This window comes from Bradyrhizobium diversitatis, from assembly GCF_016031635.1.
Classification (GTDB): domain Bacteria; phylum Pseudomonadota; class Alphaproteobacteria; order Rhizobiales; family Xanthobacteraceae; genus Bradyrhizobium; species Bradyrhizobium diversitatis.
The window spans coordinates 77,934-102,421 of the sequence record NZ_JACEGD010000009.1 but is presented as its reverse complement, the minus strand read 5'-3'; the positions used below and the strand labels follow the sequence as shown (position 1 = coordinate 102,421).

The 24,488-nt window shown below is 65.6% G+C and carries 28 protein-coding genes; 9 read left to right on the top strand and 19 right to left on the bottom strand.

Annotated features, from left to right (window positions below; genetic code table 11):
• Nucleotides 1-33: 33 nt before the first annotated feature.
• Genes H1B27_RS10805 through H1B27_RS10795 form a run of 3 tightly spaced genes read right to left on the bottom strand, consistent with a single transcriptional unit; the run spans nt 34 to nt 3,874 of the window.
• The gene (locus H1B27_RS10805; RefSeq protein WP_197966040.1) at nt 34-1,158 is read right to left on the bottom strand and encodes a nickel/cobalt transporter; all 1,125 of its coding nucleotides are present in this window, start codon (nt 1,156-1,158) and stop codon (nt 34-36) included.
• The gene (locus tag H1B27_RS10800) at nt 1,155-1,793 is read right to left on the bottom strand and encodes a DUF1007 family protein (RefSeq protein ID WP_197966039.1); all 639 of its coding nucleotides are present in this window, start codon (nt 1,791-1,793) and stop codon (nt 1,155-1,157) included. The genes H1B27_RS10805 and H1B27_RS10800 overlap by 4 nt, the downstream gene beginning before the upstream one ends.
• Nucleotides 1,793-3,874 carry a M3 family metallopeptidase gene (locus H1B27_RS10795; protein WP_197966038.1) on the bottom strand — a complete coding sequence of 694 codons (2,082 nt, stop codon included), beginning with the start codon at nt 3,872-3,874 and terminating at the stop codon, nt 1,793-1,795. The genes H1B27_RS10800 and H1B27_RS10795 overlap by 1 nt, the downstream gene beginning before the upstream one ends.
• 136 nt (nt 3,875-4,010) lie before the next feature.
• On the opposite strand from H1B27_RS10795, the gene H1B27_RS10790 reads away from it, so the two are divergent.
• The 5 genes from H1B27_RS10790 (at nt 4,011) to H1B27_RS10770 (ending at nt 8,870) form a co-directional block, all read left to right on the top strand.
• Complete coding sequence (locus tag H1B27_RS10790; protein ID WP_028179193.1) at nt 4,011-4,265, top strand: hypothetical protein; 255 nt, start codon at nt 4,011-4,013, stop codon at nt 4,263-4,265.
• A 683-nt stretch (nt 4,266-4,948) separates the two neighbouring features.
• On the top strand, nt 4,949-6,091 hold the full coding sequence (locus H1B27_RS10785) for a type III PLP-dependent enzyme (protein ID WP_061879223.1): 1,143 nt from the start codon (nt 4,949-4,951) through the stop codon (nt 6,089-6,091).
• Nucleotides 6,092-6,223: 132 nt separating this feature from the next.
• Nucleotides 6,224-6,811 (top strand): GNAT family N-acetyltransferase, encoded by a 588-nt coding sequence (locus H1B27_RS10780; protein ID WP_197966037.1) that lies wholly within the window; start codon nt 6,224-6,226, stop codon nt 6,809-6,811.
• Between the two features lie 142 nt (nt 6,812-6,953).
• Nucleotides 6,954-7,343, top strand: a complete 390-nt coding sequence (locus H1B27_RS10775; RefSeq protein ID WP_197966036.1) for a RidA family protein — start codon at nt 6,954-6,956, stop codon at nt 7,341-7,343.
• Nucleotides 7,344-7,427: 84 nt separating this feature from the next.
• A complete protein-coding gene (locus tag H1B27_RS10770) occupies nt 7,428-8,870 on the top strand; it encodes a homospermidine synthase (protein WP_197966035.1) in 1,443 nt (480 codons plus the stop codon).
• Between the two features lie 166 nt (nt 8,871-9,036).
• Here H1B27_RS10770 and H1B27_RS10765 read toward each other — a convergent pair whose 3' ends face one another.
• The 11 genes from H1B27_RS10765 to H1B27_RS10715 all read right to left on the bottom strand — a co-directional run bounded on the left by H1B27_RS10765 (nt 9,037) and on the right by H1B27_RS10715 (nt 17,073).
• Nucleotides 9,037-9,369 carry a hypothetical protein gene (locus H1B27_RS10765; RefSeq protein WP_197966034.1) on the bottom strand — a complete coding sequence of 111 codons (333 nt, stop codon included), beginning with the start codon at nt 9,367-9,369 and terminating at the stop codon, nt 9,037-9,039.
• 104 nt (nt 9,370-9,473) lie between these two features.
• Nucleotides 9,474-10,190, bottom strand: coding sequence for an MgtC/SapB family protein (locus H1B27_RS10760; protein WP_061879219.1), 717 nt, complete (start codon nt 10,188-10,190; stop codon nt 9,474-9,476).
• A gap of 30 nt (nt 10,191-10,220) precedes the next feature.
• Nucleotides 10,221-11,240 (bottom strand): WD40 repeat domain-containing protein, encoded by a 1,020-nt coding sequence (locus H1B27_RS10755; RefSeq protein WP_197966095.1) that lies wholly within the window; start codon nt 11,238-11,240, stop codon nt 10,221-10,223.
• On the bottom strand, nt 11,240-12,280 hold the full coding sequence (locus tag H1B27_RS10750) for a CobW family GTP-binding protein (protein WP_197966033.1): 1,041 nt from the start codon (nt 12,278-12,280) through the stop codon (nt 11,240-11,242). The genes H1B27_RS10755 and H1B27_RS10750 overlap by 1 nt, the downstream gene beginning before the upstream one ends.
• A gap of 54 nt (nt 12,281-12,334) precedes the next feature.
• Nucleotides 12,335-13,198, bottom strand: coding sequence for a metal ABC transporter solute-binding protein, Zn/Mn family (locus H1B27_RS10745; RefSeq protein WP_061879259.1), 864 nt, complete (start codon nt 13,196-13,198; stop codon nt 12,335-12,337).
• 2 nt (nt 13,199-13,200) lie between these two features.
• Nucleotides 13,201-14,070: a metal ABC transporter permease gene (locus H1B27_RS10740; RefSeq protein WP_197966032.1), complete on the bottom strand. Its 870-nt coding sequence runs from the start codon at nt 14,068-14,070 to the stop codon at nt 13,201-13,203.
• A gap of 6 nt (nt 14,071-14,076) precedes the next feature.
• Nucleotides 14,077-14,832 carry a metal ABC transporter ATP-binding protein gene (locus tag H1B27_RS10735; protein ID WP_197966031.1) on the bottom strand — a complete coding sequence of 252 codons (756 nt, stop codon included), beginning with the start codon at nt 14,830-14,832 and terminating at the stop codon, nt 14,077-14,079.
• Between the two features lie 2 nt (nt 14,833-14,834).
• Nucleotides 14,835-15,071 carry a hypothetical protein gene (locus H1B27_RS10730; RefSeq protein WP_082822030.1) on the bottom strand — a complete coding sequence of 79 codons (237 nt, stop codon included), beginning with the start codon at nt 15,069-15,071 and terminating at the stop codon, nt 14,835-14,837.
• A gap of 44 nt (nt 15,072-15,115) precedes the next feature.
• The gene (locus H1B27_RS10725; protein WP_197966030.1) at nt 15,116-15,616 is read right to left on the bottom strand and encodes a hypothetical protein; all 501 of its coding nucleotides are present in this window, start codon (nt 15,614-15,616) and stop codon (nt 15,116-15,118) included.
• Nucleotides 15,613-16,224: a permease gene (locus tag H1B27_RS10720; protein WP_197966029.1), complete on the bottom strand. Its 612-nt coding sequence runs from the start codon at nt 16,222-16,224 to the stop codon at nt 15,613-15,615. Before H1B27_RS10720 ends, H1B27_RS10725 begins: the two co-directional genes overlap by 4 nt.
• Before the next feature lie 252 nt (nt 16,225-16,476).
• On the bottom strand, nt 16,477-17,073 hold the full coding sequence (locus H1B27_RS10715; RefSeq protein WP_061879212.1) for a superoxide dismutase: 597 nt from the start codon (nt 17,071-17,073) through the stop codon (nt 16,477-16,479).
• A gap of 243 nt (nt 17,074-17,316) precedes the next feature.
• Here H1B27_RS10715 and H1B27_RS10710 point away from each other — a divergent pair, with 243 nt between their 5' ends.
• The 3 genes from H1B27_RS10710 (at nt 17,317) to H1B27_RS10700 (ending at nt 19,851) form a co-directional block, all read left to right on the top strand.
• Nucleotides 17,317-17,844, top strand: a complete 528-nt coding sequence (locus tag H1B27_RS10710) for a GNAT family N-acetyltransferase (protein WP_061879211.1) — start codon at nt 17,317-17,319, stop codon at nt 17,842-17,844.
• Nucleotides 17,845-17,925: 81 nt separating this feature from the next.
• Nucleotides 17,926-19,311, top strand: a complete 1,386-nt coding sequence (locus H1B27_RS10705; protein ID WP_197966028.1) for an MATE family efflux transporter — start codon at nt 17,926-17,928, stop codon at nt 19,309-19,311.
• Between the two features lie 105 nt (nt 19,312-19,416).
• A complete protein-coding gene (locus tag H1B27_RS10700; RefSeq protein ID WP_197966027.1) occupies nt 19,417-19,851 on the top strand; it encodes a DUF2147 domain-containing protein in 435 nt (144 codons plus the stop codon).
• 156 nt (nt 19,852-20,007) lie between these two features.
• Here H1B27_RS10700 and H1B27_RS10695 read toward each other — a convergent pair whose 3' ends face one another.
• A complete protein-coding gene (locus H1B27_RS10695) occupies nt 20,008-21,150 on the bottom strand; it encodes a DUF3095 domain-containing protein (protein WP_061879208.1) in 1,143 nt (380 codons plus the stop codon).
• A 213-nt stretch (nt 21,151-21,363) separates the two neighbouring features.
• On the opposite strand from H1B27_RS10695, the gene H1B27_RS10690 reads away from it, so the two are divergent.
• Nucleotides 21,364-21,762 carry a hypothetical protein gene (locus H1B27_RS10690; RefSeq protein ID WP_197966026.1) on the top strand — a complete coding sequence of 133 codons (399 nt, stop codon included), beginning with the start codon at nt 21,364-21,366 and terminating at the stop codon, nt 21,760-21,762.
• A gap of 5 nt (nt 21,763-21,767) precedes the next feature.
• Here the strand turns inward: H1B27_RS10690 and H1B27_RS10685 are convergent, their stop codons facing one another.
• The 4 genes from H1B27_RS10685 to H1B27_RS10670 all read right to left on the bottom strand — a co-directional run bounded on the left by H1B27_RS10685 (nt 21,768) and on the right by H1B27_RS10670 (nt 24,433).
• Nucleotides 21,768-21,977: a hypothetical protein gene (locus tag H1B27_RS10685; RefSeq protein ID WP_197966025.1), complete on the bottom strand. Its 210-nt coding sequence runs from the start codon at nt 21,975-21,977 to the stop codon at nt 21,768-21,770.
• A gap of 126 nt (nt 21,978-22,103) precedes the next feature.
• Nucleotides 22,104-22,826, bottom strand: a complete 723-nt coding sequence (locus H1B27_RS10680) for an SDR family NAD(P)-dependent oxidoreductase (RefSeq protein WP_197966024.1) — start codon at nt 22,824-22,826, stop codon at nt 22,104-22,106.
• On the bottom strand, nt 22,819-24,201 hold the full coding sequence (locus H1B27_RS10675; RefSeq protein ID WP_197966023.1) for a class I adenylate-forming enzyme family protein: 1,383 nt from the start codon (nt 24,199-24,201) through the stop codon (nt 22,819-22,821). Before H1B27_RS10675 ends, H1B27_RS10680 begins: the two co-directional genes overlap by 8 nt.
• On the bottom strand, nt 24,188-24,433 hold the full coding sequence (locus H1B27_RS10670; RefSeq protein ID WP_061879258.1) for an acyl carrier protein: 246 nt from the start codon (nt 24,431-24,433) through the stop codon (nt 24,188-24,190). The genes H1B27_RS10675 and H1B27_RS10670 overlap by 14 nt, the downstream gene beginning before the upstream one ends.
• Nucleotides 24,434-24,488: the final 55 nt, after the last annotated feature.

Below are 24,488 nucleotides of genomic sequence, written 5' to 3'. Positions count from 1 at the left end.
GTCCAGCTAGCGCCGCGAACCGCAGGCGCGTCCTCAAAAACACGTCGTCCGTTCGGCGGCGATGTAGCCGAACAGCAGGCCGACACCGAACAGCAGCACGAGGCCGGCGGCGCCGAATTCGATGCCGCGCATGAAGAGCGCACCGCCGCCGTCGCGCCCGGCGCTGAGGCGGGCGGCGATATCCTTGGCGGAGACGGCGACGATCGCGATGGCCGCGACCGTGATCGCGGTGCCGAGACCCATCAGGAAGGTTGCGGCGACGCCGGCCCAGAACAGGCCCTGGGCCAGTGCGAAAACCAGGACCAGGATCGCACCCGAGCACGGGCGGATGCCGACGGTCAGGATCGCAGCGAACCCGCGCCGCCAGCCGCCGGGGCCGGCGAGCTCGCCGGGGGTGGGGCCGTGGGAGTGGCCGCAATGCTCGTCGTGGACGTGACCATGGCCGTAGTCATGGTCAGCGTGGCTGTGGCCATGGTGGTGATCATGCCCGTGATCGTGGTCATGATGAGCATGGGCCTCACGATGATGGTGATGATCGTGATCATGATGGTGCGGCACGCCCGCAATCGCCGGCACCGGCTGGGCGGCCTGAAGCGCGCGGATGAAAGTGCCGCCCTTGACCCACACCAGGCGCAGGCCGAACAGCGCGATCAGGGCGTAGCTCGCGATCTCGATCACCCCTTCCGCCTTGCACATGGTCTTTGCGGTCGCATTCAGGATCCAGGCCGAAATGCCGACGATGAGGATCGCCACCAGCGACTGCATCAGGGCGGAGGCGAAGGACAGCGCAATGCCGCGCCGCGCGGTCTCGCGGTTGGCGACCAGGTAGGAGGCGATCACCGCCTTGCCGTGGCCGGGACCGGCGGCGTGAAAGATGCCATAGGCAAACGAGATGAACAGCAGCGTCCATACCGCCGATCCGTCCGACTTCGCGGCCCGGATGGTCGACGACATCTGCCGATAGAACTCCGACTGTTTTGCCAGCAGCCAGCCGATGACGCCGCCGGCTTCAGGCTCGGCCGCCTGCGCCGGTCGCGGCGCGCCGAACGGATTTTGCGCGAGCAGATCATGGAGCGCGGCATCGGCCATGCCCACGACCAGCAGAACGGCGGTGCAGGCGAGCAGCCCGCGCGCGAGCGGAGAGAGTTGCGGCTTCAAGGGCAATCCACCGTGATCTTGTTGGCGAACATCATGCCGAAATTCGAGTTCTCGCCGTTCAGGAAGGTCTGCTCGTTCAGCTTCTGCGCGCTCGCGGTGCCGTCGTTCGGTCGCTCCAGCTTCATCTGGCAGCCCGCGGGCGCGCCGACCAGCTTGACCGGATTGTCCTTGGCCATCTGGAAGTCGATGAAGAAGGAACGGTCGAATACTTCGAGCACCAGTTGCCTCGGCTTGACCGGGTTCTTCAGCGGCAGCGTGAAGTGCAGGGTCAGCACTGTGTCCTTGTAGTCGAGGAAGTAGTCGACCGGCTCCTGGAATCTCTCCTTCTTGCCGTCGGCTCGCGCAAAGGTGAAGTAGGCGTATTCCTTCAGCGACTCGACATTGGTCTGCGCCAGCGGCGTCAGCTCCTCGCGCGTATAGGCGCCCTTGGTCTTGCTCTCGAGCCCCTGCACCGCATAGGCCGAGAACATGTCGTCGAAGGTCCAGGCATGGCGCACGCCGGTGATGCTACCGTCGGCAGCATAGAGCAATTCGCTGGTCGCGGTGATCCAGACATGCGGATGCGCCTGCGCCGTGCCTGCCGCGAGAGATAGGACGGCGGCGAGCAGGCATCCGAACAGGGCGCGCATGCTCATCAGGCCGCCTTGGCGTCGTCGAGCAGGCCGCGGCGGCGCAGCAGCGCGTCGGGCTCGGGCGGGCGGCCGCGGAAGGCCTCGTAGGCAGCTTCGGGATCGACCGATCCGCCGCTCGAATAGATGTCGTCGTGCAGGCGCTTAGCGACGGCGGGGTCAAAGATGTCCCCGGCCTCCTCGAAGGCGCCGAAGGCATCGGCGTCCATCACCTCCGACCACATGTAGCTGTAATAGCCCGCGGCATAATGATCGCCGGTGAAGATATGGCCGAACTGCGTCGGCCGGTGCCGCAGCGCGATCTCCTCGGGCATCCCGATCTTCTCCAGCTCGCGCCGCTCGAAGGCGCGGACATCCTGCGCGGCGGCGGCCGGCTGGGTGTGGAATTCGAGGTCGACCAGCGCCGAGGAAACGAACTCGACCGTGGCAAAGCCCTGATTGAATTTTCGCGCAGCCAGGAACCGTTGCAGCAGCTCGTCCGGCAGCGGCTCGCCGGTCTGGTAATGGCGGGCGAACTTCTGCAGCACCTCGGGCCGCTCCTGCCAGTGCTCGTAGAGCTGGGAGGGCAGCTCGACGAAGTCGGTGAACACGGAGGTGCCCGACAGCGAGGGGTAGGTCACGTTGGAGAGCATGCCGTGCAGGCCGTGGCCGAACTCGTGGAACAGGGTGCGGGCATCGTCGGGCGACAGCAGCGAAGGCTCGCCGCCGGCGCCCTTGGCAAAATTACAGATGTTGAGAACGAGCGGCGCGACATCGCCGTCGAGCTTCTGCTGGTCGCGCAGCGAGGTCATCCAGGCGCCGGAGCGCTTCGAGGGCCGGGCGAAGTAGTCGCCATAGAACAACGCCTTGTGCTTGCCGTCCCTGCCCTTCATCTCCCAGACCCGGACGTCCGGGTGCCAGACCGGAACATCCTTGCGTTCCTCGAAAGTGACGCCGAACAGGCGCGTGGCGCAGTCGAATGCGGCGGCGATCATGTTGTCGAGCGCAAGATAAGGCTTGATCGCGGCGTCGTCGAAATTGGCGCGCTGAAGACGCAGCTTCTCGGCATAGAAGCGCCAGTCCCAGGGCGCGAGCTTGAAATTGCCGCCCTCTTCCGTGATCAGCGCCTGCATCTCGTCGCGGTCCGCGAGCGCGCGGGCCCGCGCCGGCTTCCACACCCGCTCGAGCAGGCTCCGCACCGCATCCGGCGTCTTGGCCATGGAGTCCTCGAGCCGGTAGGCGGCATAGGTCGGGTAGCCCAGGAGCCTGGCGCTCTCCTCACGCAGCTTCAGGATCTCGACGATGGTCGCGTTGTTGTCGTTGGCGTTGCCGTTGTCGCCGCGCGCGATGAAGGCCTTGTAGACCTTCTCGCGGAGGTCACGCCGCGCCGAGCTCTTCAGGAACTGCTCGACCGAGGAGCGCGACAGCGTGACGATGGCCTTGCCTTCCATGCCGCGCTCTTCTGCCGCAGCCTTGGCGCTGGCGACAAAGCTCTCCGGCAGGCCCTGGCGGTCGGCCTCCGCCAACTCCATGAACCACTCCTGCTCGTCCCCGAGCAGATGGTGGCTGAAGCCGGTGCCGAGCTGGGCCAGCCTCTCGTTGATCTCGGCCATCCGCGCCTTGGCCTCCTCCGAGAGACCGGCGCCGGAGCGGTGGAAGCGGGTGTAGGTGCGCTCGAGCAGGCGAAGCTGCTCGGGCGTGAGCCCAAGATCGGCGCGGTTCTCGTGCAGCTGGGCAATGCGGCCGAACAGCACGGCGTTCATCATGATCGGATTCCAGTGCCGCGCCATCCGCAAGGAGACCTCCTTGTCGATCTCCAGGATGGCCGGGTTGGAATGCGCCGAGACGAGGTCGTAGAAGACCGCCGCGACCTTGCTCAGCAGCTTGCCCGAGCGCTCCAGCGCCGTGATGGTGTTGGCGAAGTCGGGCACCGCCGGATCGTTGATGATCGCCGCGATCTCGGCGGAGTGGTCGGCGAAGGCCTGCTCGAACGCCGGGAGGAAGTGCTCCGGCTTGATCTCGTCGAAGGGCGGGGTCGCAAACGGCGTCGTCCAGGCCTTCAGCAGCGGGTTGGTCTCGGCGTCCGTAGTTTGGCGGGTTTCTGACATCACAAGTCCCGAATTCGTGGCTCGATTGTTGCGGCCAGCTATAGCACGCGATGGGGCTTTTTTGGGCCATTTACCCTTGCTCCCGGCCGCCTTTTCGGGGAGATTGCGCCCCTTCGAAGCTACGGATCCTGAGCTCATGAACGCGCCTTCCTCATCTTCCCGTCAGATCGCCTGGCCGAGCGTCATCACCGTCATCAGCGCCGCCATCCTGATCGGCGCCGAGGTGTTCGGCGCGGCCTTTGCCGGCGGCTGGGCGCTCGCGATCCTGTTCGGGCTCGGCGACCAGGGCGCCCACATCCTCCAGGCCGTGCTGTTCGCACTCGGCGTACTGGTGATGACCGCGTTCATCCGCGGAGCGCAGCGCGTCGAGCCGTTCACGAAGCGCGGCTGACGCTCACGCGCGACAGACACGCGCGCTGCCCGAAGAAGCTTAACGCGCGTTCATCTTCCGCGTCGCTCGCGCAACACTGCGCAAGCAGATGTTAGGCAATTCGGTTGCCAGCCTAAAAAAATTCTTGCGAAGCAGAGTCAAAACGCTTATGTGCGGATTTGCCCAATTTCGCACGTGCCTGTGGTCGTGTGTCAGTCGGTAGGTATCCGGACAAGAGGCCGGACAGCCGCCAAGGGGTGAAGAAGCCGAGGGGCTCTTCGGAAGTGCAGAAGTCGAAAGACCCAACGTCGCAAGACGAGGTCAGACGACGGAGCAAACCCGGAGTGCCCAGCATCTCTCTCAAAGAGGTGCCATGTCGAAGGTGACTTTACTCTTTGCAACCGTGACTGGCAGCCGGAGGCGAACCGGCGCACCCCGCTCTCAACGGGGGACGCGACTTAAAGCAACGACGGATCGGGCTTTTTTGGTCTCTACCGGCAGTCCAACGCCGGCGCGGGCTACTGAAAAGGCTTGTCCTTCATTGCCAGGTGTGCGGGCGGGAACACTCCCAACCAATCCACGGCAGCACAGTCTGGTTTGAGTCTTTTGGCTTCGTCGCGCCTCCATCGCGCGATCCGGCCAGAGCACTCCTATCCGACGTCATGTTTTGAACGGGCCCGTCGCTGGGCCGTTTGGAGAGTGCCATGACCGAACGTATCCAGGAATTCCTGCGCAACCGCCGCAAGGATGGCCTCGACACCGAGCCGTGCCTCGTCGTCGACCTTGAGGTCGTGCGCGACAATTACCAGAGCTTCGCCAAGGCGCTGCCCGACAGCCGCGTGTTCTACGCCGTCAAGGCGAACCCGGCGCCGGAAGTGCTGGCCCTGCTCGCGTCCATGGGCTCCTGCTTCGACACCGCGACCGTCGCCGAGATCGAGATGGCGCTGGCCGCGGGTGCGACGCCCGACCGCATCTCCTTCGGCAACACGATCAAGAAGGAGCGCGACATCGCGCGCGCCTTCGCGCTCGGCATCCGGCTGTTCGCCGTGGACTGCGCCGCCGAGGTCGAGAAGGTCGCACGTGCCGCCCCGGGCGCGAAGGTGTTCTGCCGCATCCTCTATGACTGCGCCGGCGCCGAGTGGCCGCTGTCGCGCAAGTTCGGCTGCGACCCGGAGATGGCTGTCGAGGTGCTCGACCTCGCCAAGCGCCAGGGGCTGGAGCCGTGCGGCATCTCGTTCCATGTCGGCTCGCAGCAGCGCAAGGTGAAGGCGTGGGACCGTGCGCTGGCGATGGCCTCGCAGGTGTTCCGCGACTGCGCCGAGCGCGGCATCAACCTGTCCATGGTCAACATGGGCGGCGGCTTCCCGACCAGGTACCTGAAGGACGTGCCGCCGGTGGTGACCTACGGCCGCTCGATCTTCCGCGCGCTGCGCAAGCACTTCGGCAACCAGATCCCGGAGACCATCATCGAGCCGGGACGCGGCATGGTGGGCAACGCCGGCATCATCGAATCCGAGGTCGTGCTCATCTCGAAGAAGAGCGACGAGGACGAGGTCCGCTGGGTCTACCTGGACATCGGCAAGTTCGGCGGTCTCGCCGAGACCATGGACGAGTCGATCCGCTACGCCATCCGCACCCGTCACGACGGCGCGGACATGACGCCGTGCGTGCTCGCAGGTCCGACCTGCGACAGCGCCGACGTGCTGTACGAGAAGAACCCGTATCCGCTTCCCGTCACGCTCGAGATCGGCGACAAGGTGCTGATCGAAGGCACCGGGGCCTATACGTCGACCTACTCGTCGGTGGCGTTCAACGGTATCCCGCCGCTGAGGACGTATCACATCTGATCCGCCTCTCTGTTCCAGAGGCCTGACGAACCCGGGAGCCGGTCCGCCGGCTCCTTTCCTGACATTGCCATTCTGACGACGCGCGAATCCGCGTGCCCCTGGCGCACGGATTCGAGCGGGGACTGACGTGCCATGACTGCTCCTCGGAAGACACAGATCGCCCTCACCTCGAAAGCCGCTCCGTTCGTGATCCGTGCGGAACGTGCTGGAGACGTCGCGATGCGTGAGGCGCTGCTCGATGCCTGCTTTGGCGAGACCCGCCACGGCCGCACCTGCCAGCGCCTGCGCGACGGGCGCGCACCTGCCGCCGGCCTCGCGCTGGCCGCCGTGCGCGAGGGCAAGCTCGTGGGAACCGTGCGGCTGTGGCATGTCAGCGCCGGAGGCAGGCCCGCTCTGGTCCTCGGACCGCTGGCGGTGGACCCTGCCTGCCGCGAGCTCGGGATTGGCGCCGCGCTGATGCGTCAAGCGCTGGCCGCCGCCCGGGCGCGCGGGCATGCCGCCGTAATCCTGCTCGGCGACGCGCCCTATTACGCCCGCTTCGGGTTCTCGGCGGAGAAGACCGGCGAGCTCTCGCTGCCCGGCCCGTTCGAGCGCGACCACCTGCTGGCGGTCGAATTCACCGATGGCGCGCTCGATGGCGCCGAAGGGATGATCGTCCCGACCGGCGCGGCCCTACCCAAACGGAGGGCGGTTCGCGCACCTGAGGCGCACGCGGCCTGAGAGATCGCCTTCATAGCGAAGAGCGCACCGTACCGAGCGGCAGCGCCCAAACGCGCCTGCGCCGGCTTCCTTTGGGGTTGCGCAGGCGCGAAAAACGCCCTTTAACCCCGCAAAACCACCCCTTCAGTCGAGGCCCATCACCATGCCCCGTCGCCTGATCTCCACCGGCTCTCCGCTCGAGAAGACCGTTGGCTACAGCCGCGCCGTGATCGACGGCGAGTTTGCCTTCGTCGCGGGAACGACCGGCTATGACTACACGACGATGACGATGCCGGCCGATGTCACGAGCCAGTCACGCAACTGCTTCAAGACCATCGAAGCCGCCCTGAAGGAGGGTGGATTCGAGATGGCCGATATCGTTCGTGCGACCTACTACGTCACCGACGCCAGCACCATCGATGCCCACTTCGCCGTCTGCGGCGAGGTCCTCGGCGAGATCAGGCCGGCCGCGACCTTGCTGGTCGTCAGCGCCCTCGCCAAGCCCGAGATGAAGGTCGAGATCGAAGTCACCGCCAAGCGCCGCGGCGTCTAAAAAGCGCCGCAGCATCTGACAAGCGCCGCAGCGCCTGATCCACCCCCACCCTTGTCTGCCAGCACTTTCCGGAGAAACCATCCCATGAGCCCCGCCTCGCAGATCTACGCGAAGATCACCGGTCCCATCGTCATGGTCGGCTTCGGCTCCATCGGCAAAGGCACGTTGCCGCTGATCGAGCGGCACCTCGACTATGACAGGTCTCGCATCACCGTGCTCGATCCCAAGGACGAGGGCCGCAAGGCGCTTTGCGAGAAGCACAATGTCAGGTTCATCCAGAAGGGCCTGACCAAGGACAATTATCGCGAGGTGCTGACCCCGCTGCTCACCGAGGGCGGCGGCCAGGGTTTTTGCGTCAATCTCTCGGTCGATACCGGCTCGACCGACATCATGGAGCTCTGCAACGAACTCGGCGCTCTCTATATCGACACCGTCAACGAGCCTTGGCTCGGCTTCTATTTCGATGCGTCGAAGGGCCCGGATGCGCGCTCGAACTACGCCCTTCGCGAAGTGACGCTGGCCGCCAAGAAGGCGCGCCCGGCGGGCTCGACGACGGCCGTCTCTTGCTGCGGCGCCAATCCCGGCATGGTCTCATTCTTCGTCAAGCAGGCGCTGCTCAATGTTGCCGCCGACCTGAAGCTCAATGCCCCCCGGCCGAAGACCAAGGGAGAATGGGCGGATCTGATGCGGCAGGCCGGTATCAAGGGCATCCATATTGCCGAACGCGACACCCAGCGCTCCAAGTCGCCGAAAGAGCCTGATGTCTTCGTCAACACCTGGTCGGTGGAAGGTTTCCTGTCGGAAGGCGTGCAGCCGTCCGAGCTCGGTTGGGGCACCCATGAAAAATGGATGCCCGAGAATGCACGGACCCACGAAGCCGGCTGCGGCGCCGCCATCTATCTGATGCAGCCCGGCGCAAATACGCGCGTGCGCACCTGGTGCCCGACCCGCGGCGCGCAATATGGCTTCCTCGTCACCCACAACGAGTCGATCTCGATCGCCGACTACTTCACCGTGCGTGACGCATCGGGCACGGCGGTCTATCGGCCGACCTGCCACTACGCCTACCATCCGGCTGACGATGCCGTGCTGTCGCTGCATGAAATGTTCGGCCGCGCCGGGAGGATGCAGGAGAAGCACCACATCCTCGACGAGAACGAGATCGTCGACGGTATCGACGAGCTCGGCGTGCTGCTGTTCGGCCACGACAAGAACGCCTACTGGTTCGGCTCGCAGCTCTCCATCGAAGAGACCCGCAAGCTCGCGCCCTATCAGAACGCCACCGGCCTGCAGGTGACCTCCGCCGTGCTCGGCGGCATGGTGTGGGCGCTGGAGAACCCAAACGAAGGCATCGTCGAAGCCGACGAGATGGATTTCGATCGCCTGCTGGAGATCCAGATGCCCTATCTCGGCCCGGTCAGGGGTTTCTACACCGACTGGACGCCGCTGACGGATCGTCCTGGACTGTTTCCGGAGGATATTGACACCAGCGATCCCTGGCAGTTCCGGAATATTCTGGTGCGGTGAGGGGGCCAATGCTTCTCGCCCCAAGCTCGATTGTCATGCCCCGGCTTGACCAGGGCATCCCAGTAAGCCGCGGCTTCTCCGTATCCCATCGCTGTCTCTGGAATACTGGATCCCCCGCCTTCGCGGGGGATGACACCGAGTGCGTGGCTGGGAGCGCGGCCGCCAGCTACTTCTTCTCGATCGGCGGCGCGATCTTCTCGGCCGGCGCCTGCGGCAATGCGGGCTTGGTGGCAGCACCCTGCGTCTGGGAATCCGGTCGCGCGGGCTCGGGGGCCGGCGTGGTCGGCCGGTCACCGCCGGGCTTGGACTCCGCGGGCGTCTTGTTCTGATCGTCGGACGGAGTGCCCTGGAGCGGTGGCGTCGCCTGGGCCAGTTCCATCCGGCTTTCGGCGCGGATTTGCGCGAGGGATATCACTGACACCACGACGCCTGCTGCGAACAACGCGCCGGCAATTGTCAGATCGAGCTTCAGTCTGCGCTTCTCATCTTGGCCGGGCATATCGATCACCGCCTTTGTCCGCGGAATCAACGAAACCGCGGCGCGCCGGTTCCAGGGCCAAAGAAGCGGGAACCCGCCCCTTGCGCGCCAAAACGCCGCGCCGCTCAATCGGTCGTGCTCACCTCCCAGGTGGCGTGGCGCACGCCCGGCAAATGCTGGAGATCTGTCGCCACCGCGTTCAGCTCGTTCGGATCGACCGCGGTCGCGACCAGCCGTGCGGCGATCTCGAGAACGTCCTCACCGATTTCGGCCACGTCGATATCGGCCACCGAATATTTCGCGGCCTCGAGCTTCTCGACAAGCCGGTCGCGCATATCCGGAAGAGCGTCGGCCGCAACCGCGAGCTTGAAATAGTAACTCGCCTCCAGCGCCTTCTCGTTCAGCGGGATGCGGTTGATGGCATTGACCAGCGGGCGCAGCATGGTGTTGCCGGCGATGACGAAGACCGTCAACGCGGCCGCCTGCGCGATCATGTCGGCACCGGCGCAGGAGCCGACCGCGGCCGAAGCCCATAGCGTCGCCGCGGTGTTGAGCCCGCGCACGTCCATGCCCTGCTTCATGATGACGCCGGCGCCCAGGAAGCCGATGCCCGAGACGACATAGGCGATCACCCGCACAGCACCGTCGGCGCCGTCCAGCTGCATGGCGAGATCGACGAAGGCGGCAGCGCCGACGGCAACCAACACGTTGGTGCGCAGGCCCGCGGTGCGCTGGCGGTACTGCCGCTCGGCGCCGATCAGCGTTCCCAGCACGAAGGCCGTGGTCAGGCTGATCAGCGTGTCGCCGAAGTCGGCAAGCTGGAAGGTCGTCAGAAACCGCATGGCCCCCTATACGGCCGGAACGATGACAGATTAAAGCTCCAGCAGGCCGCCGTCCCCATTTTCATCGGCGAAGGCCAGCAGCGTCCCCTTGGCGTTCCAGGCAAGCGCGGCCACGGCCGGCGTGCCGTTGCGGCGGACCAGGATCTCGGCGCCATCCTTCAGGCGCACCATCAGCACGGTGCCGTCGCTGTAGCCGGCGGCGAGGATATCATCCCTGGGATGGCAGGCGACGACCGACACGCGCGCCTGCAGCGGGGCGAGCATCGCGGGCTCCTTGCCCATCGGGCCGTCCTTGCTGCCGAACGGCCATACGATGACGGTGTCGGCCCCCGAGGTCGCGAGCCCCTTGCCGCCCGCGCTCCAGGACATCGAGCGGACCCGGCCGGGGTAGCCGGTCATGCGCATGTGCCTGTTGTCGGCCAGCCGCCAGCCATGCAGCGCCGGCTCGTGCATCGCGGTGACCAGGAATTTGTTGTCCGGGCTGAAGCTGACGCCATGATGCGAACCGGCCCAGGGCAGGAATTCGGCTGATCCCGCCATGTTCGGAAACCACAGCGTCACGCCGTTGTAATGCGCGATCGCGAGCCGCAGGCCTTTCGGCGCGAAAGCGAGGCCGCCGACGGTCGAGGGCACCTCGAGCGACTTCTCCTCGGCCTTGCCGCTCTTGACGGTGGCCGTCTTGCCGGCCGACCAGGCGAAGGCACCGTCGGCGTGCAGCGCCACCGCATCGATCCAGCGCCGCTTAGGGTCGGTGGCGAGCAACGTCACTTCGCCCTTGGCATCGAGCGAGACGACCTTGCCGTCGTCGCCGCCCATCACGAGGCGCTTGCCGTCGGAAGCGGTCGAGAGAATGCCGCCGCTGTGCACGGCAACCGTGTCGATCTCGCCTTTGCCATCGACGAACGCAACGTTCTCCTCGCCACCGACGAAGGCAGCGCGGGGACCGAGGAAATGCACCGAGGTCACGGCCATGCCGAGCGTAACAGGCTTGACGCGGTCGGTCACGGAGACGATCGAGGCGGAATCGGGAGGCGGCGTGAACTCTTTCATCACGAGACGATGCAGCTCTCGAAACCCTTGCGGATGGCCTCTTCCGGCAATTCGCGGCCGATGAAAACGAGACGACTCTCGCGCGGCTCGCCCTCCTTCCACTTCCGCTGGTGGTTGCCCTCCAGCATCATGTGGACGCCCTGGAAGACGTAGCGGTCGTCGTCGTCGTGAAACGCGAGGATGCCCTTCGAGCGCAGGATCTTGCCGCCCTCGACCTGCACCAGATTCTGGAGCCAGGGCATGAACACGTTCGGATCGAGCGGCTTGTCGGTCTTGAGCGAGAGCGACTGCATTTCCTCGTCGTGATAGTGCTTCAGGCCGTGGCCGTGATCATGGTGGTGATGGTCGTGGCCGTGATGGTGATCATCATGGTCATGATCGTCGGCCTCCAGGAAGTCCGGCTCGATGTCGAGGATGCGGTCGAGGTCGAACGCGCCGCGGTCGAGCACGTCGGCCAGGGCGACCGAGCAGCGCTCGGTGCGGTGAAGTTTCGCATAGGGGTTGATGCCGCGAATGCGGGCCTCGACCTCGGCAAGCTCGCCCTTGGAGACGAGGTCGGTCTTGTTCAGGACGATCACGTCGGCAAAGGCGATCTGATTCTTGGCCTCGGGTGCATCCTTGAGCCGGTCGGACAGCCATTTGGCGTCGGCGACCGTGACGACCGCGTCGAGCCGCGCGTTCTTCTGCACGTCCTCGTCGACAAAGAAGGTCTGCGCGACTGGCGCGGGATCGGCAAGGCCGGTGGTCTCGACGATGATGGCGTCGAACTTGCCCTTGCGCTTCATCAGTCCGTCCATGATGCGGACGAGGTCGCCGCGCACGGTGCAGCAGATGCAACCATTGTTCATCTCGAACACTTCCTCATCGGCGCCGATGATGAGGTCGTTGTCGATGCCGATCTCGCCGAATTCGTTGACGATGACGGCGTACTTCTTGCCGTGGTTTTCGGACAGGATACGGTTCAGGAGCGTGGTCTTGCCGGCCCCGAGATAGCCGGTCAGGACAGTCACGGGAATCTTTTGGGCGGTCGCTTCAGACATAACAACTCCGGACTTCGGGCTTGTCGCGCGACGCGAGGCGGGGTGGCCCCTGCCCTAATGGTCAAGCGCGCTGGTCAGGGCCTTTATATTGTGCCTGACCATGTCAATGTAAGTGGGTGCAGGCCCCTTTTCGCCGGTCAAACCGTCCGAAATCAGGGTCCCGCCGACCTTGGCGCCGCTCTCGGCCGCGATCCGGCGGATCAGGCGGTCGTCGCTGATATTTTCCAGGAATACGGCCGGAATTTTCTGGGCCTTGATCTGGCTGATGATGGCCGCGATGTCGCGCGCGCTGGGTTCGGTTTCCGTGGAGACGCCCAGGGGGGCGATGAACCGGATACCGTATTCGGCGGAAAAATAGCCGAAAGCGTCGTGGGTGGAGATCACCTTGCGCCGGTCCGGCGGGATCTTCGCCACGGCGTCGCGGATATCGCGGTCCAGCGTTTCGAGCTTTTCCAGATAGGCCTTGGCCTGAGTGCGGAAGAAGTCCGCCTCAGCCGGGACGGCGGCGGCCAACGCATTGGCGATGTCGGTCACGTAGATCCTGGCGTTCGGGACAGACTGCCAGGCATGGGGATCCGCGGCTGAGCCAAGCTTCAGAGGCGCGATGCCGGCACTGGCAACGACGACCGTTGCCTTGCTGCCGGAGGATTGGACGAGACGCGGCAGCCAGCCCTCGAGGCCGAGTCCATTGACGATGACGAGCCTTGCATCCGCGACCCGCTTCGCATCGGCCGGGGCCGGCGTGTAGACGTGGACGTCGCCGTCCGCGCCGACCAGCGTCGTCAGATTGATGCGGTCACCACCGACGTTGCGGACGAAATCGCCGAGGATCGAGAAGCTCGCGACGACGTTGAGCCGCTCGGCGGCATGCAGCGGCGCGGCGATCAGCAACAGCGCACAAAGAAGGATGAGTCGCATCGTCATGCTTCCAGGTGCCGGCCGGGAAACAGTTGCCGGACGATGCCGCCGACGCGGCCGAACAGGACGGAGACGATGTAGAGCATCGTCGCCACGAGGATGATGGCCGGGCCTGACGGCACACGGGTCTGGAACGACAGCACGAGCCCCGCATAGCCCGAGACCGCGGCGGCAACGACGGCGATGCAGATCATCGTGGTCAGATCGCGCGACCAGAACCGGGCGATGCCCGCGGGCAGGATCATGAGTCCGACCGCAAGCAGCGTGCCGAGCGCCTGAAAGCCGTTGACGAGGTTGATGACAACGAGCGCGAGGAAGGCGAGATGCGCGGGGCCGCCGGCGCGGCTCACGGTGCGCAAGAACAAGGGGTCGACGCTCTCGATCACCAGCGGGCGATAGATCACCGCGAGCACCAGCAGCGTCACGGTGGCATTGAAGGCGACGACCAGCAGCGTCTGATCGTCCATTGCGAGGATGTTGCCGAACAGCACGTGCAGCAGGTCGATATTCGTGCCCTTGATCGAGACGATGGTGACGCCGAGCGCGAGCGAGGCCAGATAGAAAGTCGCAAGCGACGCGTCCTCCTTCAGCCCGGTCGAGCGCGCGACCACGCCGGCGAGGATCGCGACTGCAAAGCCGGCGATGAGGCCACCGGCCGTCATCGCGAACAGACTGAGGCCCGAGAGCAGGAATCCGACGGCCGCGCCGGGCAGGATGGCGTGCGCCATGGCATCGCCGACGAGGCTCATCCGTCGCAGCATCAGGAATACGCCGATCGGCGCGCCCGCCAATGCCAGCGCAATCACGGCGGCGAGCGCCCGCCGCATGAACTCGAATTCGGTGAACGGACCGATCAGCACGTCATGGATCATCGGATATCAAGCCGCCCGCGAGCTGACATCATCGGCCGCGCAGGCGGCGGCGCTGTCGTCGAAGGCCTCGCACATCCGCATCGCGACGATCAGGTTTTCCGGCGTCAGCACCTCAGCGGTCGGGCCCCATGCCACGGGGCCGCGCGCCAGCACCAGCGTGTCGCTGAAATGGTTGCGCACCATCTCCATGTCATGCAGCGCGGCGAGCACGGTGCGGCCTTCGCCCTGCCATCGTTTCACCAGCGCGAGCAGATCGGCCGTGGTCTTGGTGTCGATGGCGTTGAAGGGCTCGTCGAGCACGATCAGGCTCGCATCCTGGAGCAGCACGCGCGCGAACAGCACGCGCTGCATCTGGCCGCCCGAGAGCGTGCCGATCGGACGGTTCTCGAATCCATTGAGGCCGACGGAGGCGATCGCGCCGAGGATTTTCTCGCGCGCGGCCCTGCCGATGCCACCGAACAGACCGGTGGCGCGCCACAGCCCGGTGCCGACGAAATCGAACACCGAGATCGGGAAGCTGCGGTCGATCTCCGCGCTCTGCGGCAGATAGGCGATGTCGCGGGCATCGAGGCCGCCGAGATGGATGGTGCCATCGAGCGGTTTGAGGATGCCGACGATGCCGCGCAGCAGGGTCGACTTGCCGGCGCCGTTCGGGCCGATCACGGCGACAAGTGCACCCGCGGCGACCTCGCCGCTGAGATGGTGCACCGCCGGATGACGGTCATAGCCCAGCGTGACGTTGTGGAAATGCAGCGCCGCCATCCTCACCTCATCGCCAGAAAAACGATGCCCCAGAGCACGGCACAAACGGCGGCCGCGGCCGCGAGGCGGCCTGCCACGGTCATGCGCAGGATCGACCAGCGCGCCGCCTGGGCCGGATGCGGAGACGTCGCATCATGAACATGGGCATGGCTGTGGTCGTGCCCATGCGAATGCCCGTGGCCAAGGGCGTGGCCCTGGACATGGTCATGATGCTGGGCGCGGGATGCGGCGGGAACCATGCCGAGAACGTTATATTATAACATCACCTCTGTCCACGCCGGGCTCAGGGCTTGCCGATCACCATCGCGATCGCGGCGGCCACGAACGGGAATGGCACGGACACGGCACAGCGGAACCAGACGAAACGGGCCGGCATGAACGGGATTTCCCACAAAATCACGCGCTGAAAAGCGAACAGCGCCCAGGCGACGACATAGGCAACCACCTGGGGCATCCCGCCGCCGGACTTCAGCGCCACGGTGCCGATGGAGAAGCCGATCACGGGACCACCGGGCGTGGCCGCGCCGGCGACCACGGCAGTTGCGACCCCGAGCCAGCCGCTGTCCGGGCCCAGCCAGCCGGTGATCACCTCCTGCGGGATGATGGCGGCGATGTACCCGGAGCCGATCACACCCAGCGCGATCCGCGGCACGATGTTGATGAAGTCCATCGAGCCTTCGCGCAGCGAGGCCATGAACACGGCAGGGCCGCGGCGGAACGCGATCAGGCCGACGCCCAGCACCGAGCCCCACAACAGGATGTCGATCAGAAGCGCCGCGCTCAATTCTCGTCGTCCTTCGCGAGCGGCTTCGGATAGAGCCTGACATAGACGAAGCGGCCGAGGGCACCCGCCAGCACCGGCAGCGGCAGCGAGATGACGATCCGCCACAGCGTGAAGTCGGTGCCCATGATCGGGATCTCCCAGGCGACCGCCCGGCCATAGCCGATCAGCGTCCAGCTCACGACCATGGCGATGGTGGCGCCGAAATCGGCGCCGACCGCGAGCAACGCGCTCGCGACCGGATAGGCGGTGAAGGGACCACCGGGCAGGATCGCGCCGAAGGCGGTGCCGATCAGAAGCCCCATCAGGCCGGATTTCGGCCCCAGCGAGCGCGAGACCTTTTCGTGCGGCAGGATTTCCGAGATGAAGGCCCCGAGCAGGCAGCCCGCGAGCACGCGCGGCAGGATGCCTGAGAACAACGAGAGATCGTGGGTCAGGATGTCGAGGACGCCGTCGGCACCGTCACGCCGCCAGACCAGTCCCGCGCTCACCGCCACCAGGACCGCAATGATGATGGTCGACCAGCCGATCGGCTTGCGCACACGCCCCGGCCGCGGCTCGGAGTCTGCGTCCTCGGCAGGCGCCGGGTCTTTCGGGGAAGGTTCTGACAACGGGCTCGGGTCGGCTCGAGGGGATGGCCCGTTCTGATTAGGAGCGCCGGCCGGGCGATGCAAACGGAACGATCACAGGCCGATACGCGCACCGTGCAGGGCAATTCCGCACAGCAAAAAGGCAGCCGCTGATGCGACCGCCTCTTTGTCATTCCGGGGCGGCGCATCAGCGCCGAGCCCGGAATCCATCGGGCGTCACCCGAACGGATAAATGGATTCCGGGCTCGCGCTTCGCGCGCCCCGGAATGATACTCACGCCTTCTCGAACAGGGACTCCACGTAGTCCCAGTTCACGAGGTTCTCGACGAACGCCTTGAGATAGTCGGGGCGACGGTTGCGATAGTCGATGTAGTAGGAGTGCTCCCAGACGTCGCAGCCGAGAATCGGGGTGGCGCCGTGCACCAGTGGATTCTCGCCATTCGGGGTCTTGGAGATTTCGAGCTTGCCGTTCTTGACCTGGAGCCAGCACCAGCCGGAGCCGAACTGGCCGACGCCGGCCGCCTGGAAGTCGGTCTTGAACTTCTCGAAGCCGCCGAGGTCCTCGTTGATCTTCTTCTCGAGCTTGCCCGGCAGCTTGGTGCCGCCGCCATTTGGCTTCATCCAGCTCCAGAAGTGGATGTGGTTGTAGTGCTGGCCGGCATTGTTGAACACCGCAGGGTTCTTGCCGAACGAGCCCTTGACGATCTCTTCAAGGGACTTGCCTTCCCATTCGGTTCCCTTGAGCGCGTTGTTGCCGTTGGTGACGTAGGCCTGATGATGCTTGTCGTGATGATATTCCAGCGTCTCCTTCGACATATACTGGCCGAGGGCGTCATAGGCGTAAGGGAGTGGGGGCAGCGTAAAGGTCATGGGTTCTTGTCCGCAACTGGTGGGGAACGAGTTCTAACGGTCACCCCTTATAGAAGGTTCCGCCGTCATTAAATACCTGAGAATTTACGAAAAGGCGTGACCGGGCGAGCCTTGTCCGATGCACAAATTCATCGCAACCGGCCGCCGTCGATCGGGCCTGCGGGCGCCGGGAAATATCATTGCCTTTGAAGCGCTTAAGACAGAACTGACGCGCCAAGGAACGGAGTTGCGAAGGAGCACGCCATGAGCATCGAGATCGACATTTTGAACGGCGACGCCTCGTGGCAGATTGCCGAGCCGCTGCTTCAGGCGGTCTGGGCACCGCAGTTGGTCGCAGGCAAGTCCTGGGCTCACGTCAAATGGGCCAATGCCGATCTCCGCGTGCTGCTCGAGACGCCCGAGGACGGTCTCGTCTGCCATGTCGGCATCTACTTCCGGACCATCAGCTGGAACGGACAGAAGGTTCACGTCGGCGGCATCGGCGGCGTCTCCACGCGGGAGGACCGGCGCGGCCGCGGCTACGCGACCATCGCGATCGATGCGGCGGTGCATACCATGCGCGCCAACGAGGCGGTCCGCTTCGGCCTGCTGTTCTGCGAGCCGCACAATTTCGCGTTCTACGAGGCCCGCAAATGGCAGCGCTTCAAGGGCGAGGTCTATTGCGAGCAGCCGGAGGGGCGGATCCGCTTCGACTACATGGCGCCCTACGTCTTCGACATCGTGCGCGCGCCGACGCTGGGCACGATCGACCTATGCGGCCTGCCATGGTGAGCCCTGCGTGAGCGAGGGCTGCGCCGGCTGCCGCAGGCCTTATAATATGTCGGCCATCATTTAATATTCCGCCCGGTGAACATGACGATCGACGCCACAGCAGACGCCGTCCCGCCGGTTGCGCCGGTCGCCTCCCCCATCGCCAGCCTCCTGACCGCGCCGATCCTGCCGACGCTGCTGCGGCTCGCGATCCCCAACATGATCGCGATGGTCGGCAGCGCGCTCGTTGCAGTGGCCGAGACCTCCTATATCGGCCGGCTCGGCACCATTCCGCTCGCCGCGATCGCACTGGTGTTTCCGTTCGCGATGCTGACGCAGATGATGAGCGCCGGCGCGATGGGCGGCGGCGTCTCCTCCGCGATCAGCCGCGCGCTCGGTGCAGGGAATCGCGACCGCGCCGCGACGCTGGCGCTGCATGCCGCCATCATCGGCCTCTGCGGCGGGCTGTTCTTCACGGTGACGATGCTCGTCTTCGGCCGCTCCTTCTTCGCGCTGCTCGGCGGGCGCGAGCAGGTGCTCGAGGAAGCCAGCGGCTATTCGCAGGTGCTGTTCTCCGGCGCGGTCGCGATCTGGCTCGTCAACACGCTGGCCTCGGTGATCCGCGGCACCGGCGACATGCGCCTGCCCTCGATGATTCTGATCGGAGCGAGCGTACTCCAGATCGCGCTCGGCGGCACGCTCGGGCTCGGCCTGTTCGGCGTGCCGCAATTCGGCATGCCGGGTGTCGCGAGCGGCCAGCTGATCGCGTTCAGCTGCGCGGCGATCTACTTCCTCTGGTATCTGCTGTCCGGGCGCAGCCGGCTGCCGCTCGATATCCGCGCGTTTCATTTCGAGCGCGCGATGTTCCTGGACATCCTCAAGGTCGGCGCGGTGGCCTGTTTGTCGCCGCTCCAGACCGTGCTCACCATCCTGATCTTCACGAAGATTCTCGCGACCTTCGGCACCGAGATGCTGGCAGGCTACGGCATCGGATCGCGGCTGGAATTTTTGCTGATCCCGATCACCTTCGCCTTCGGCATCGCCTCGGTGCCGATGGTCGGCATGGCGATCGGCGCCGGACATGTGAAGCGCGCGCGGCGTGTGGCCTGGACGGCGGCTGCGGCCTCCGGACTCACGGTCGGCCTGATCGGCCTCACTGTTGCGCTCGCTCCGTCGCTGTGGGTCGGGCTCTTCACGCGGGATCCCGGCGTCACCGCCGCCGCGCACAGCTATTTCCACTGGGCAGGTCCGGCCTTCGTGTTCTTCGGAATGGGCGTGTCGCTTTACTTCTCCTCGCAGGGCGCCGCACGCGTCGGCGGCCCCGTACTCGCGTCCACTGCACGACTCCTGATCGTCGCGATCGGCGGCGTCGGACTCATGACCGCGCAAGCTCCGGCCTGGACCCTGTTCGCGCTGGTCGGCGGCGCCATGGTGGCGTTCGGGCTGTCGACCGCGGCCTCGGTCGCCTTCGTGCGATGGGGCAAATGAGCGCAGGCAAAACGTTCAGGCCGTTGAACGCAGGAAAGTGATTCCGGCCGGCGTTGCACTATCCTGCCGGGCTGCTATGGAGGCGCTCCATTTTCGGGGCCTTCCATGACGTCCAGATTCGCAGCTCTCATCGTCCTCTTCGCCGCGTTGCTTGGCACATCTGCCGCTCGTGCGCAGAGCGCCGACGGGACCTGGCTCACGCAGGCGGGCGATGCGCGCGTGAAGATCAGCAAATGCGGCGGCGGCATCTGCGGCCACATCGTCTGGCTGCGCGAGCCCTATGATACTTCGACCGGCCAGCCCGCCACCGACAGCAAGAATCCCAATCCCGCACTCGCCAGGCGTCCGATAATCGGCCTGCCCTTGTTCAGCGGCATGGAGCCGGCGGGACTGAACAAATGGTCGGGGCAGATCTACAACGCCGACGATGGCAGCACCTATGCGAGCAACATTAGCCTGACGGGCGCGGACTCGCTGCGGGTCGAAGGCTGCCTCGGGGCGCTCTTTGGCGGTGAAACCTGGACGCGCGCGGGGCGGTGAGCTTCTGAACTCTCGTGCCCCGGACGCAGCGCGGCGCTCTTGCGGTGCGCTGCAGAGCCGGGGCCCAGACAGCAGCACGGTGCGACACCGAGATATGGGCCCCGGCTCAGCAGCGCATCACTACGTGCTGCGCTGCGTCCGGGGCACGAGAGTCTTTCACATCATCGCCTTCAGCGCCGTCGCCGCCGAGGCATAGCCGCCGCGCGCGCCGTCGATGAAATGGACGTGATCGCTGCGCAGCGCCGACGGCGCGAAGCAGGTCATCATCGCGGCGTCCTGCTGATGGAGGCCGTAGCGTACGATGCCGTCGCGCGCGGCGGCCGCGAGACGTTCGCTCAACAAGCGCTCGAGCTGCGGGGTGCAGTCGAGTATCATGCGCAGGCCGTCGTCATACTTGCGGAAGTCCGAGTTCTCGACGACCTGGCGCTTGTAGAGGCTGGGCACGAAACCGCCGATCTTGATGTCGAAGCGCATGATGAAATAGGCGAACAGCGTATAGGCCAGCACGCTGGCTCTGCGCGCGAGCAGCGGACCCCCGCGCCTGGTGCGGGCCTCGAATTCCACGCCCTGCGGCGGCCATTTCAGCGGCGGGCCCTGCGGCGGCACCGGGCGGCCCCCTTCCGGGCTGCGCTCGACGAGATGGATGATGTCCTCGATCACCTTGCGGAAGGCCTGCGGATCAACGCCGCGCGCCGGCATCACCAGCACCGACAGGATCAGGCCGCGCGCCGCCGGCATCACTTCGAAGCGGCACGACAGGCCCGAGAGGTCCGGTTGTGCCCCGGCGGGCGCCTCCTCGACGGCAAACTCGCCGCGCTTCATCGCGGCGTCGGCCCAGGCGAGCCCGCCGCCCGAAAACATCGCATAGGACAGGTTGGCCGACGGCCCGAACCGGGCGACGCGCACGTCAAGCCCCTGCACGCGGATGGCGCTGGCCGGCACCAGTGCGACGCGCATGGTCAGATCGAGATCTTCCCGCACCCAAGTCGCGGTCGCGGCCAGCGCCTCGCGGGCAAGTTCGACATCCTCCGGCGCAACCGCAAAGCTCGCGCCATCGCCGCCGAACACGAAGGGGAATTCGCGTCCCCCCAACGCATTCGTCACCGCCGCGATCACGGCGGCTCCGGCCATGTTGACCGCCTTGTAGCGCTGCGCCGCGATCGCCCTGGTCGAATCGACGATGTCGGCAATGCCGATGCTCCAGTCCTCCGGCAGCGGCGAATACAGCGCCGGGTCCATCAGGCTGGTGAAGCCTCGGAAGACGGGAATGCCGCCATAGAAGGATTCGCCTGAGGTCATCGGGGTTGCCGGATGGTTGGAGTACGAAGCAAATACGTGGCAGGATCGATCCGGGTTCGCCGAACGGCGCCCCCAAATTCAATCATTGGCCGAAACCGACCCGGACAACAAGATACGGCCCCGCTGCAATTGCCGCGGCGGAGTCATTGATCGGCATCAAACGACGGCCCGGGGAGAACGGCTATCGTCGATCGCCTCCAAGGGTTGCATGGGATGATCGAGGTGCCCGACTTCGGCAACAAGGACTCCACCTCTCCGGTCAGGCGGCGCACGGGCATCGACCCGATCAGCGCCGTGAAGATGCCCGAAAGGCTGACGGCGGCCGTCGACGCTTGGGCCGAATCTCATCGGCTGACTCGCTCGGATGCAATCTGCAAGCTGATCGAGCTGGGCTTGAAGACCGCATCCCCGGTCCTCACGCCGGTGCACCCGCTCGAATCGGACGCCACCAGGATCGAAGAGATCGCAGTCCATGAGATCGAGACGCTGCTCGATCCCGCATTACCGGCGGACGAACGCGAGCGCCGCATCCGCCGCCTCACCGAAGGCCCGCCGGAATTCTCACACGAGCGAATTGACCTTCCGAAGGACTCGCCGAAGCTGCGGACATGAGCGGCTTAGTGCAGCCGCTCATCCTGAAGCTTGCGCAAGGCATCGAGAGACGCATCATGGCAGCCGACCAGACGGACGAATTGCTGCGGGTACATTTCATGGCCGTGACTGCCGGAATTCTGATGTGTCATCGGCGGGCAGCGGACATCATTCGGTTTCGCAGGGGATTGCTCCGCGCGGACCTGATTTGAAGCGGTCATGTTTGATGTCGTCATGGACTGCTCCCTGTCGATTAGGGCAGATCGATTGACGTAACCCAACCGATTGCGGGGCATCTTACGACCAAATCCGGCTGAATGTCATTGGGCCGGATCAACACGATCATGGCGTCAGAGTTCCGCTTACGCCGTATTCCCCGCGTCGATGGTGAACACCGTCCCGGTGACGTTGCGGCCGCCTTCGCCCAGCAGGTATTCCACCATGCGCGCGACGTCGTCCGTCTCCGGCAGGCGACGCAGCGCGCTGCGGCCCGCGATGCGCCTGCGTCCCTCGTCGGAGAGATTGTGGGTGAGCTCGGTGTCGATGAAGCCCGGAGCGATCGCATTCACTGTGATGCCGAGCTTGCCGACCTCGCGCGCGAGGGATCGGGTGAAGCCGGTCGCGGCCGCCTTGGTCGCGCCGTAAACCGACAGGCCGTTGTAGCCCGTGGTCGCGATGATCGAGGAGATGTTGACGATGCGGCCGGCACCATCGGCCATCATCTGCCGCGCGACATATTTGGTGAGGACGATCGGCGACAGCACGTTGAGCTGCACCAGCGCCGCAATCTCCGAATTGTGCATGGTGGCGAGCAGGCCTTCAGTGCCGAGGCCGGCATTGTTGACGAGGCCGTAGATCGGGCCGAATTCGTCGCGCACCAGTTTTGCGAAGGCCGGGATCGCATCGATCACCGCAAGATCGCAGGCGCGGAAATGCAGCCGCCCCTCGGACCGGACAATCGCCGCCTTGAGCTCGTCGCTCTCGCGCCGCGCGGCCGCGATCACGTTGAAGCCACCTCCGACGAGGCGCGTTGCAATGGCAAGACCGATACCGCGGCTGCCGCCGGTGACGAGAACGTTATGCATCGGTGCGCGCCAGTTTGCCGGCCGGGGTGACGTCGAGCGCCTCGACGAAACGGATCACCGCCGGCACCTTGTGGGACGCGAGCTGGGCGCGGCACTGATCCAGGATCTGGTCGCGTATCTCTTTCGCGCGCGCCGCATCGGTGCCCTCAGTGAGGATCGCGTCGGCGACGACGATGCCGCCGGTGATCGGGCTGCGGCGCGACTTGGCGCGCGACATCCGCACGTCAGGATGGCGATTGATCACCGCCTCGATCTCCTCGGGATGGACCTTCAGCCCGCCGATATTGATGATGCCGCCGCGACGGCCGACGAAGTAGTAACGGTCACCGCGCAGCTCGACGATGTCGCCGCTGTCGACGAAGCCGTCGGCATCGGTAAGCGCCGCCGCGTCGCGGCCGACATAGGCATGCGCCGTGCGCGCCGAGCGAATCCGCAGCGAGCCGTCGACGACCTTCATCTCGACGCCGTTGCGGTTGCCGAGATAGTCGGCCGGAAAGCCCTCCAGCCCGTCATTCACGGCAAAGCCGACTCCGGCCTCGGTCGAGGCATAGGCGTGGCCGACCGAAGCATCGGGGAACGCCGCCTTCAAGCCGTCGAGCACGGCCTGGTCGGCGATCTCGCCGGAGAGGCGGACGTAAGCCGGGGCGAATTGCGCGGCCGCGCCGCTCATCAGGAGCTTGCGCCAGTGCGAGGGCGTGCCCGAGATGTGCGAGACGCCGCGCGCATTCAACCGCGCGATGTGATCGCCGAGCGCTTCATGCGGATCGGACAGCACCATCGAGCCGCCGGACAGGATAGCGCGGAGGAAGATCTGCAGGCCGCCATAGCGGCGGATGTCGTAGAACGTCGCCCATACCGGCGCCGGTCCGCGCGCAGGGCCCTCGGCAACGATCGCCCCGGTCAGCGCCTCCAGCGTATGGCCAGCGATCTTTGGCACGCCAGAGGTACCCGAAGTCAACATCAACCATTCGGTCGCACGCTCGCTCGTGGCCGGCGCGGTGGCTTGAAGCGGCAAATGCGCGGTGACGACCAGCGGAACGCCGGTGCCGGCCCAGCGATCAGGCTCGTCGGTGACGACGGCATCGATGCCGGCATCAGCGATCAACGTGTCAAGATGCGCCGGGTTGAGATCCGGCGGACACAGCAGCATGCGGCGGGCGATGCCGTCGAGCTCGATCATGGCAAGGCCGGACCGGAGCTGGTCCGACAGTTTCAGCAGTACCGCGCGGCCGGACAGCTCGCTCAGACGGCCGCCGAGAACCGTGTGCGACAGGATGTCGGTCAGCGACACGACATCATGCGCATCGGAGATCGTGCGGCCTTTCAGCTCCGCGCCGAGATGGTCGCGAAGCGCAAATATCTCACGCGGGGACATTTTCGTAGGCCCGCACGAAATCGCCTACCGTGGCGGGGAACGCAGCGTCCTCGGAAATGGTGAATGGGTCGATGCCGGTCTCGTCCTCGAGGCGCGCCACAAGAATGGCGAAGGCGAGCGAGTCGAAACCCGTCTCGTGCAGGGACAGATCGTCCGAGAGTGCGGGAAGCGCGACATGCTGCTCTCTGGCGATCTGCTGGATCGCTTCGATGACCTTTGACCTTACCGACATGGCTGGCTCGCTTTTCGTTATCATTCGTGTTCCGGCGGCTCTTGATGACCGCCTC

What these genes read in the sequence shown, in the direction of transcription:
- H1B27_RS10750 (WP_197966033.1), bottom strand. Translation starts at nt 12,280, where the DNA reads ATGTCTGAAGCGACCGCCCAAAAGATTCCCGTGACTGTCCTGACCGGC.
- H1B27_RS10680 (WP_197966024.1), bottom strand. Translation starts at nt 22,826, where the DNA reads ATGCATAACGTTCTCGTCACCGGCGGCAGCCGCGGTATCGGTCTTGCC.
- H1B27_RS10715 (WP_061879212.1), bottom strand. Translation starts at nt 17,073, where the DNA reads ATGACCTTTACGCTGCCCCCACTCCCTTACGCCTATGACGCCCTCGGC.
- H1B27_RS10795 (WP_197966038.1), bottom strand. Translation starts at nt 3,874, where the DNA reads ATGTCAGAAACCCGCCAAACTACGGACGCCGAGACCAACCCGCTGCTG.
- H1B27_RS10685 (WP_197966025.1), bottom strand. Translation starts at nt 21,977, where the DNA reads ATGACGACATCAAACATGACCGCTTCAAATCAGGTCCGCGCGGAGCAA.
- H1B27_RS10730 (WP_082822030.1), bottom strand. Translation starts at nt 15,071, where the DNA reads ATGGTTCCCGCCGCATCCCGCGCCCAGCATCATGACCATGTCCAGGGC.
- H1B27_RS10790 (WP_028179193.1), top strand. Translation starts at nt 4,011, where the DNA reads ATGAACGCGCCTTCCTCATCTTCCCGTCAGATCGCCTGGCCGAGCGTC.
- H1B27_RS10705 (WP_197966028.1), top strand. Translation starts at nt 17,926, where the DNA reads ATGACGATCGACGCCACAGCAGACGCCGTCCCGCCGGTTGCGCCGGTC.
- H1B27_RS10670 (WP_061879258.1), bottom strand. Translation starts at nt 24,433, where the DNA reads ATGTCGGTAAGGTCAAAGGTCATCGAAGCGATCCAGCAGATCGCCAGA.
- H1B27_RS10775 (WP_197966036.1), top strand. Translation starts at nt 6,954, where the DNA reads ATGCCCCGTCGCCTGATCTCCACCGGCTCTCCGCTCGAGAAGACCGTT.
- H1B27_RS10740 (WP_197966032.1), bottom strand. Translation starts at nt 14,070, where the DNA reads ATGATCCATGACGTGCTGATCGGTCCGTTCACCGAATTCGAGTTCATG.
- H1B27_RS10765 (WP_197966034.1), bottom strand. Translation starts at nt 9,369, where the DNA reads ATGCCCGGCCAAGATGAGAAGCGCAGACTGAAGCTCGATCTGACAATT.
- H1B27_RS10695 (WP_061879208.1), bottom strand. Translation starts at nt 21,150, where the DNA reads ATGACCTCAGGCGAATCCTTCTATGGCGGCATTCCCGTCTTCCGAGGC.
- H1B27_RS10675 (WP_197966023.1), bottom strand. Translation starts at nt 24,201, where the DNA reads ATGTCCCCGCGTGAGATATTTGCGCTTCGCGACCATCTCGGCGCGGAG.
- H1B27_RS10710 (WP_061879211.1), top strand. Translation starts at nt 17,317, where the DNA reads ATGAGCATCGAGATCGACATTTTGAACGGCGACGCCTCGTGGCAGATT.
- H1B27_RS10785 (WP_061879223.1), top strand. Translation starts at nt 4,949, where the DNA reads ATGACCGAACGTATCCAGGAATTCCTGCGCAACCGCCGCAAGGATGGC.
- H1B27_RS10745 (WP_061879259.1), bottom strand. Translation starts at nt 13,198, where the DNA reads ATGCGACTCATCCTTCTTTGTGCGCTGTTGCTGATCGCCGCGCCGCTG.
- H1B27_RS10755 (WP_197966095.1), bottom strand. Translation starts at nt 11,240, where the DNA reads ATGAAAGAGTTCACGCCGCCTCCCGATTCCGCCTCGATCGTCTCCGTG.
- H1B27_RS10770 (WP_197966035.1), top strand. Translation starts at nt 7,428, where the DNA reads ATGAGCCCCGCCTCGCAGATCTACGCGAAGATCACCGGTCCCATCGTC.
- H1B27_RS10800 (WP_197966039.1), bottom strand. Translation starts at nt 1,793, where the DNA reads ATGAGCATGCGCGCCCTGTTCGGATGCCTGCTCGCCGCCGTCCTATCT.
- H1B27_RS10735 (WP_197966031.1), bottom strand. Translation starts at nt 14,832, where the DNA reads ATGGCGGCGCTGCATTTCCACAACGTCACGCTGGGCTATGACCGTCAT.
- H1B27_RS10700 (WP_197966027.1), top strand. Translation starts at nt 19,417, where the DNA reads ATGACGTCCAGATTCGCAGCTCTCATCGTCCTCTTCGCCGCGTTGCTT.
- H1B27_RS10760 (WP_061879219.1), bottom strand. Translation starts at nt 10,190, where the DNA reads ATGCGGTTTCTGACGACCTTCCAGCTTGCCGACTTCGGCGACACGCTG.
- H1B27_RS10780 (WP_197966037.1), top strand. Translation starts at nt 6,224, where the DNA reads ATGACTGCTCCTCGGAAGACACAGATCGCCCTCACCTCGAAAGCCGCT.
- H1B27_RS10690 (WP_197966026.1), top strand. Translation starts at nt 21,364, where the DNA reads ATGATCGAGGTGCCCGACTTCGGCAACAAGGACTCCACCTCTCCGGTC.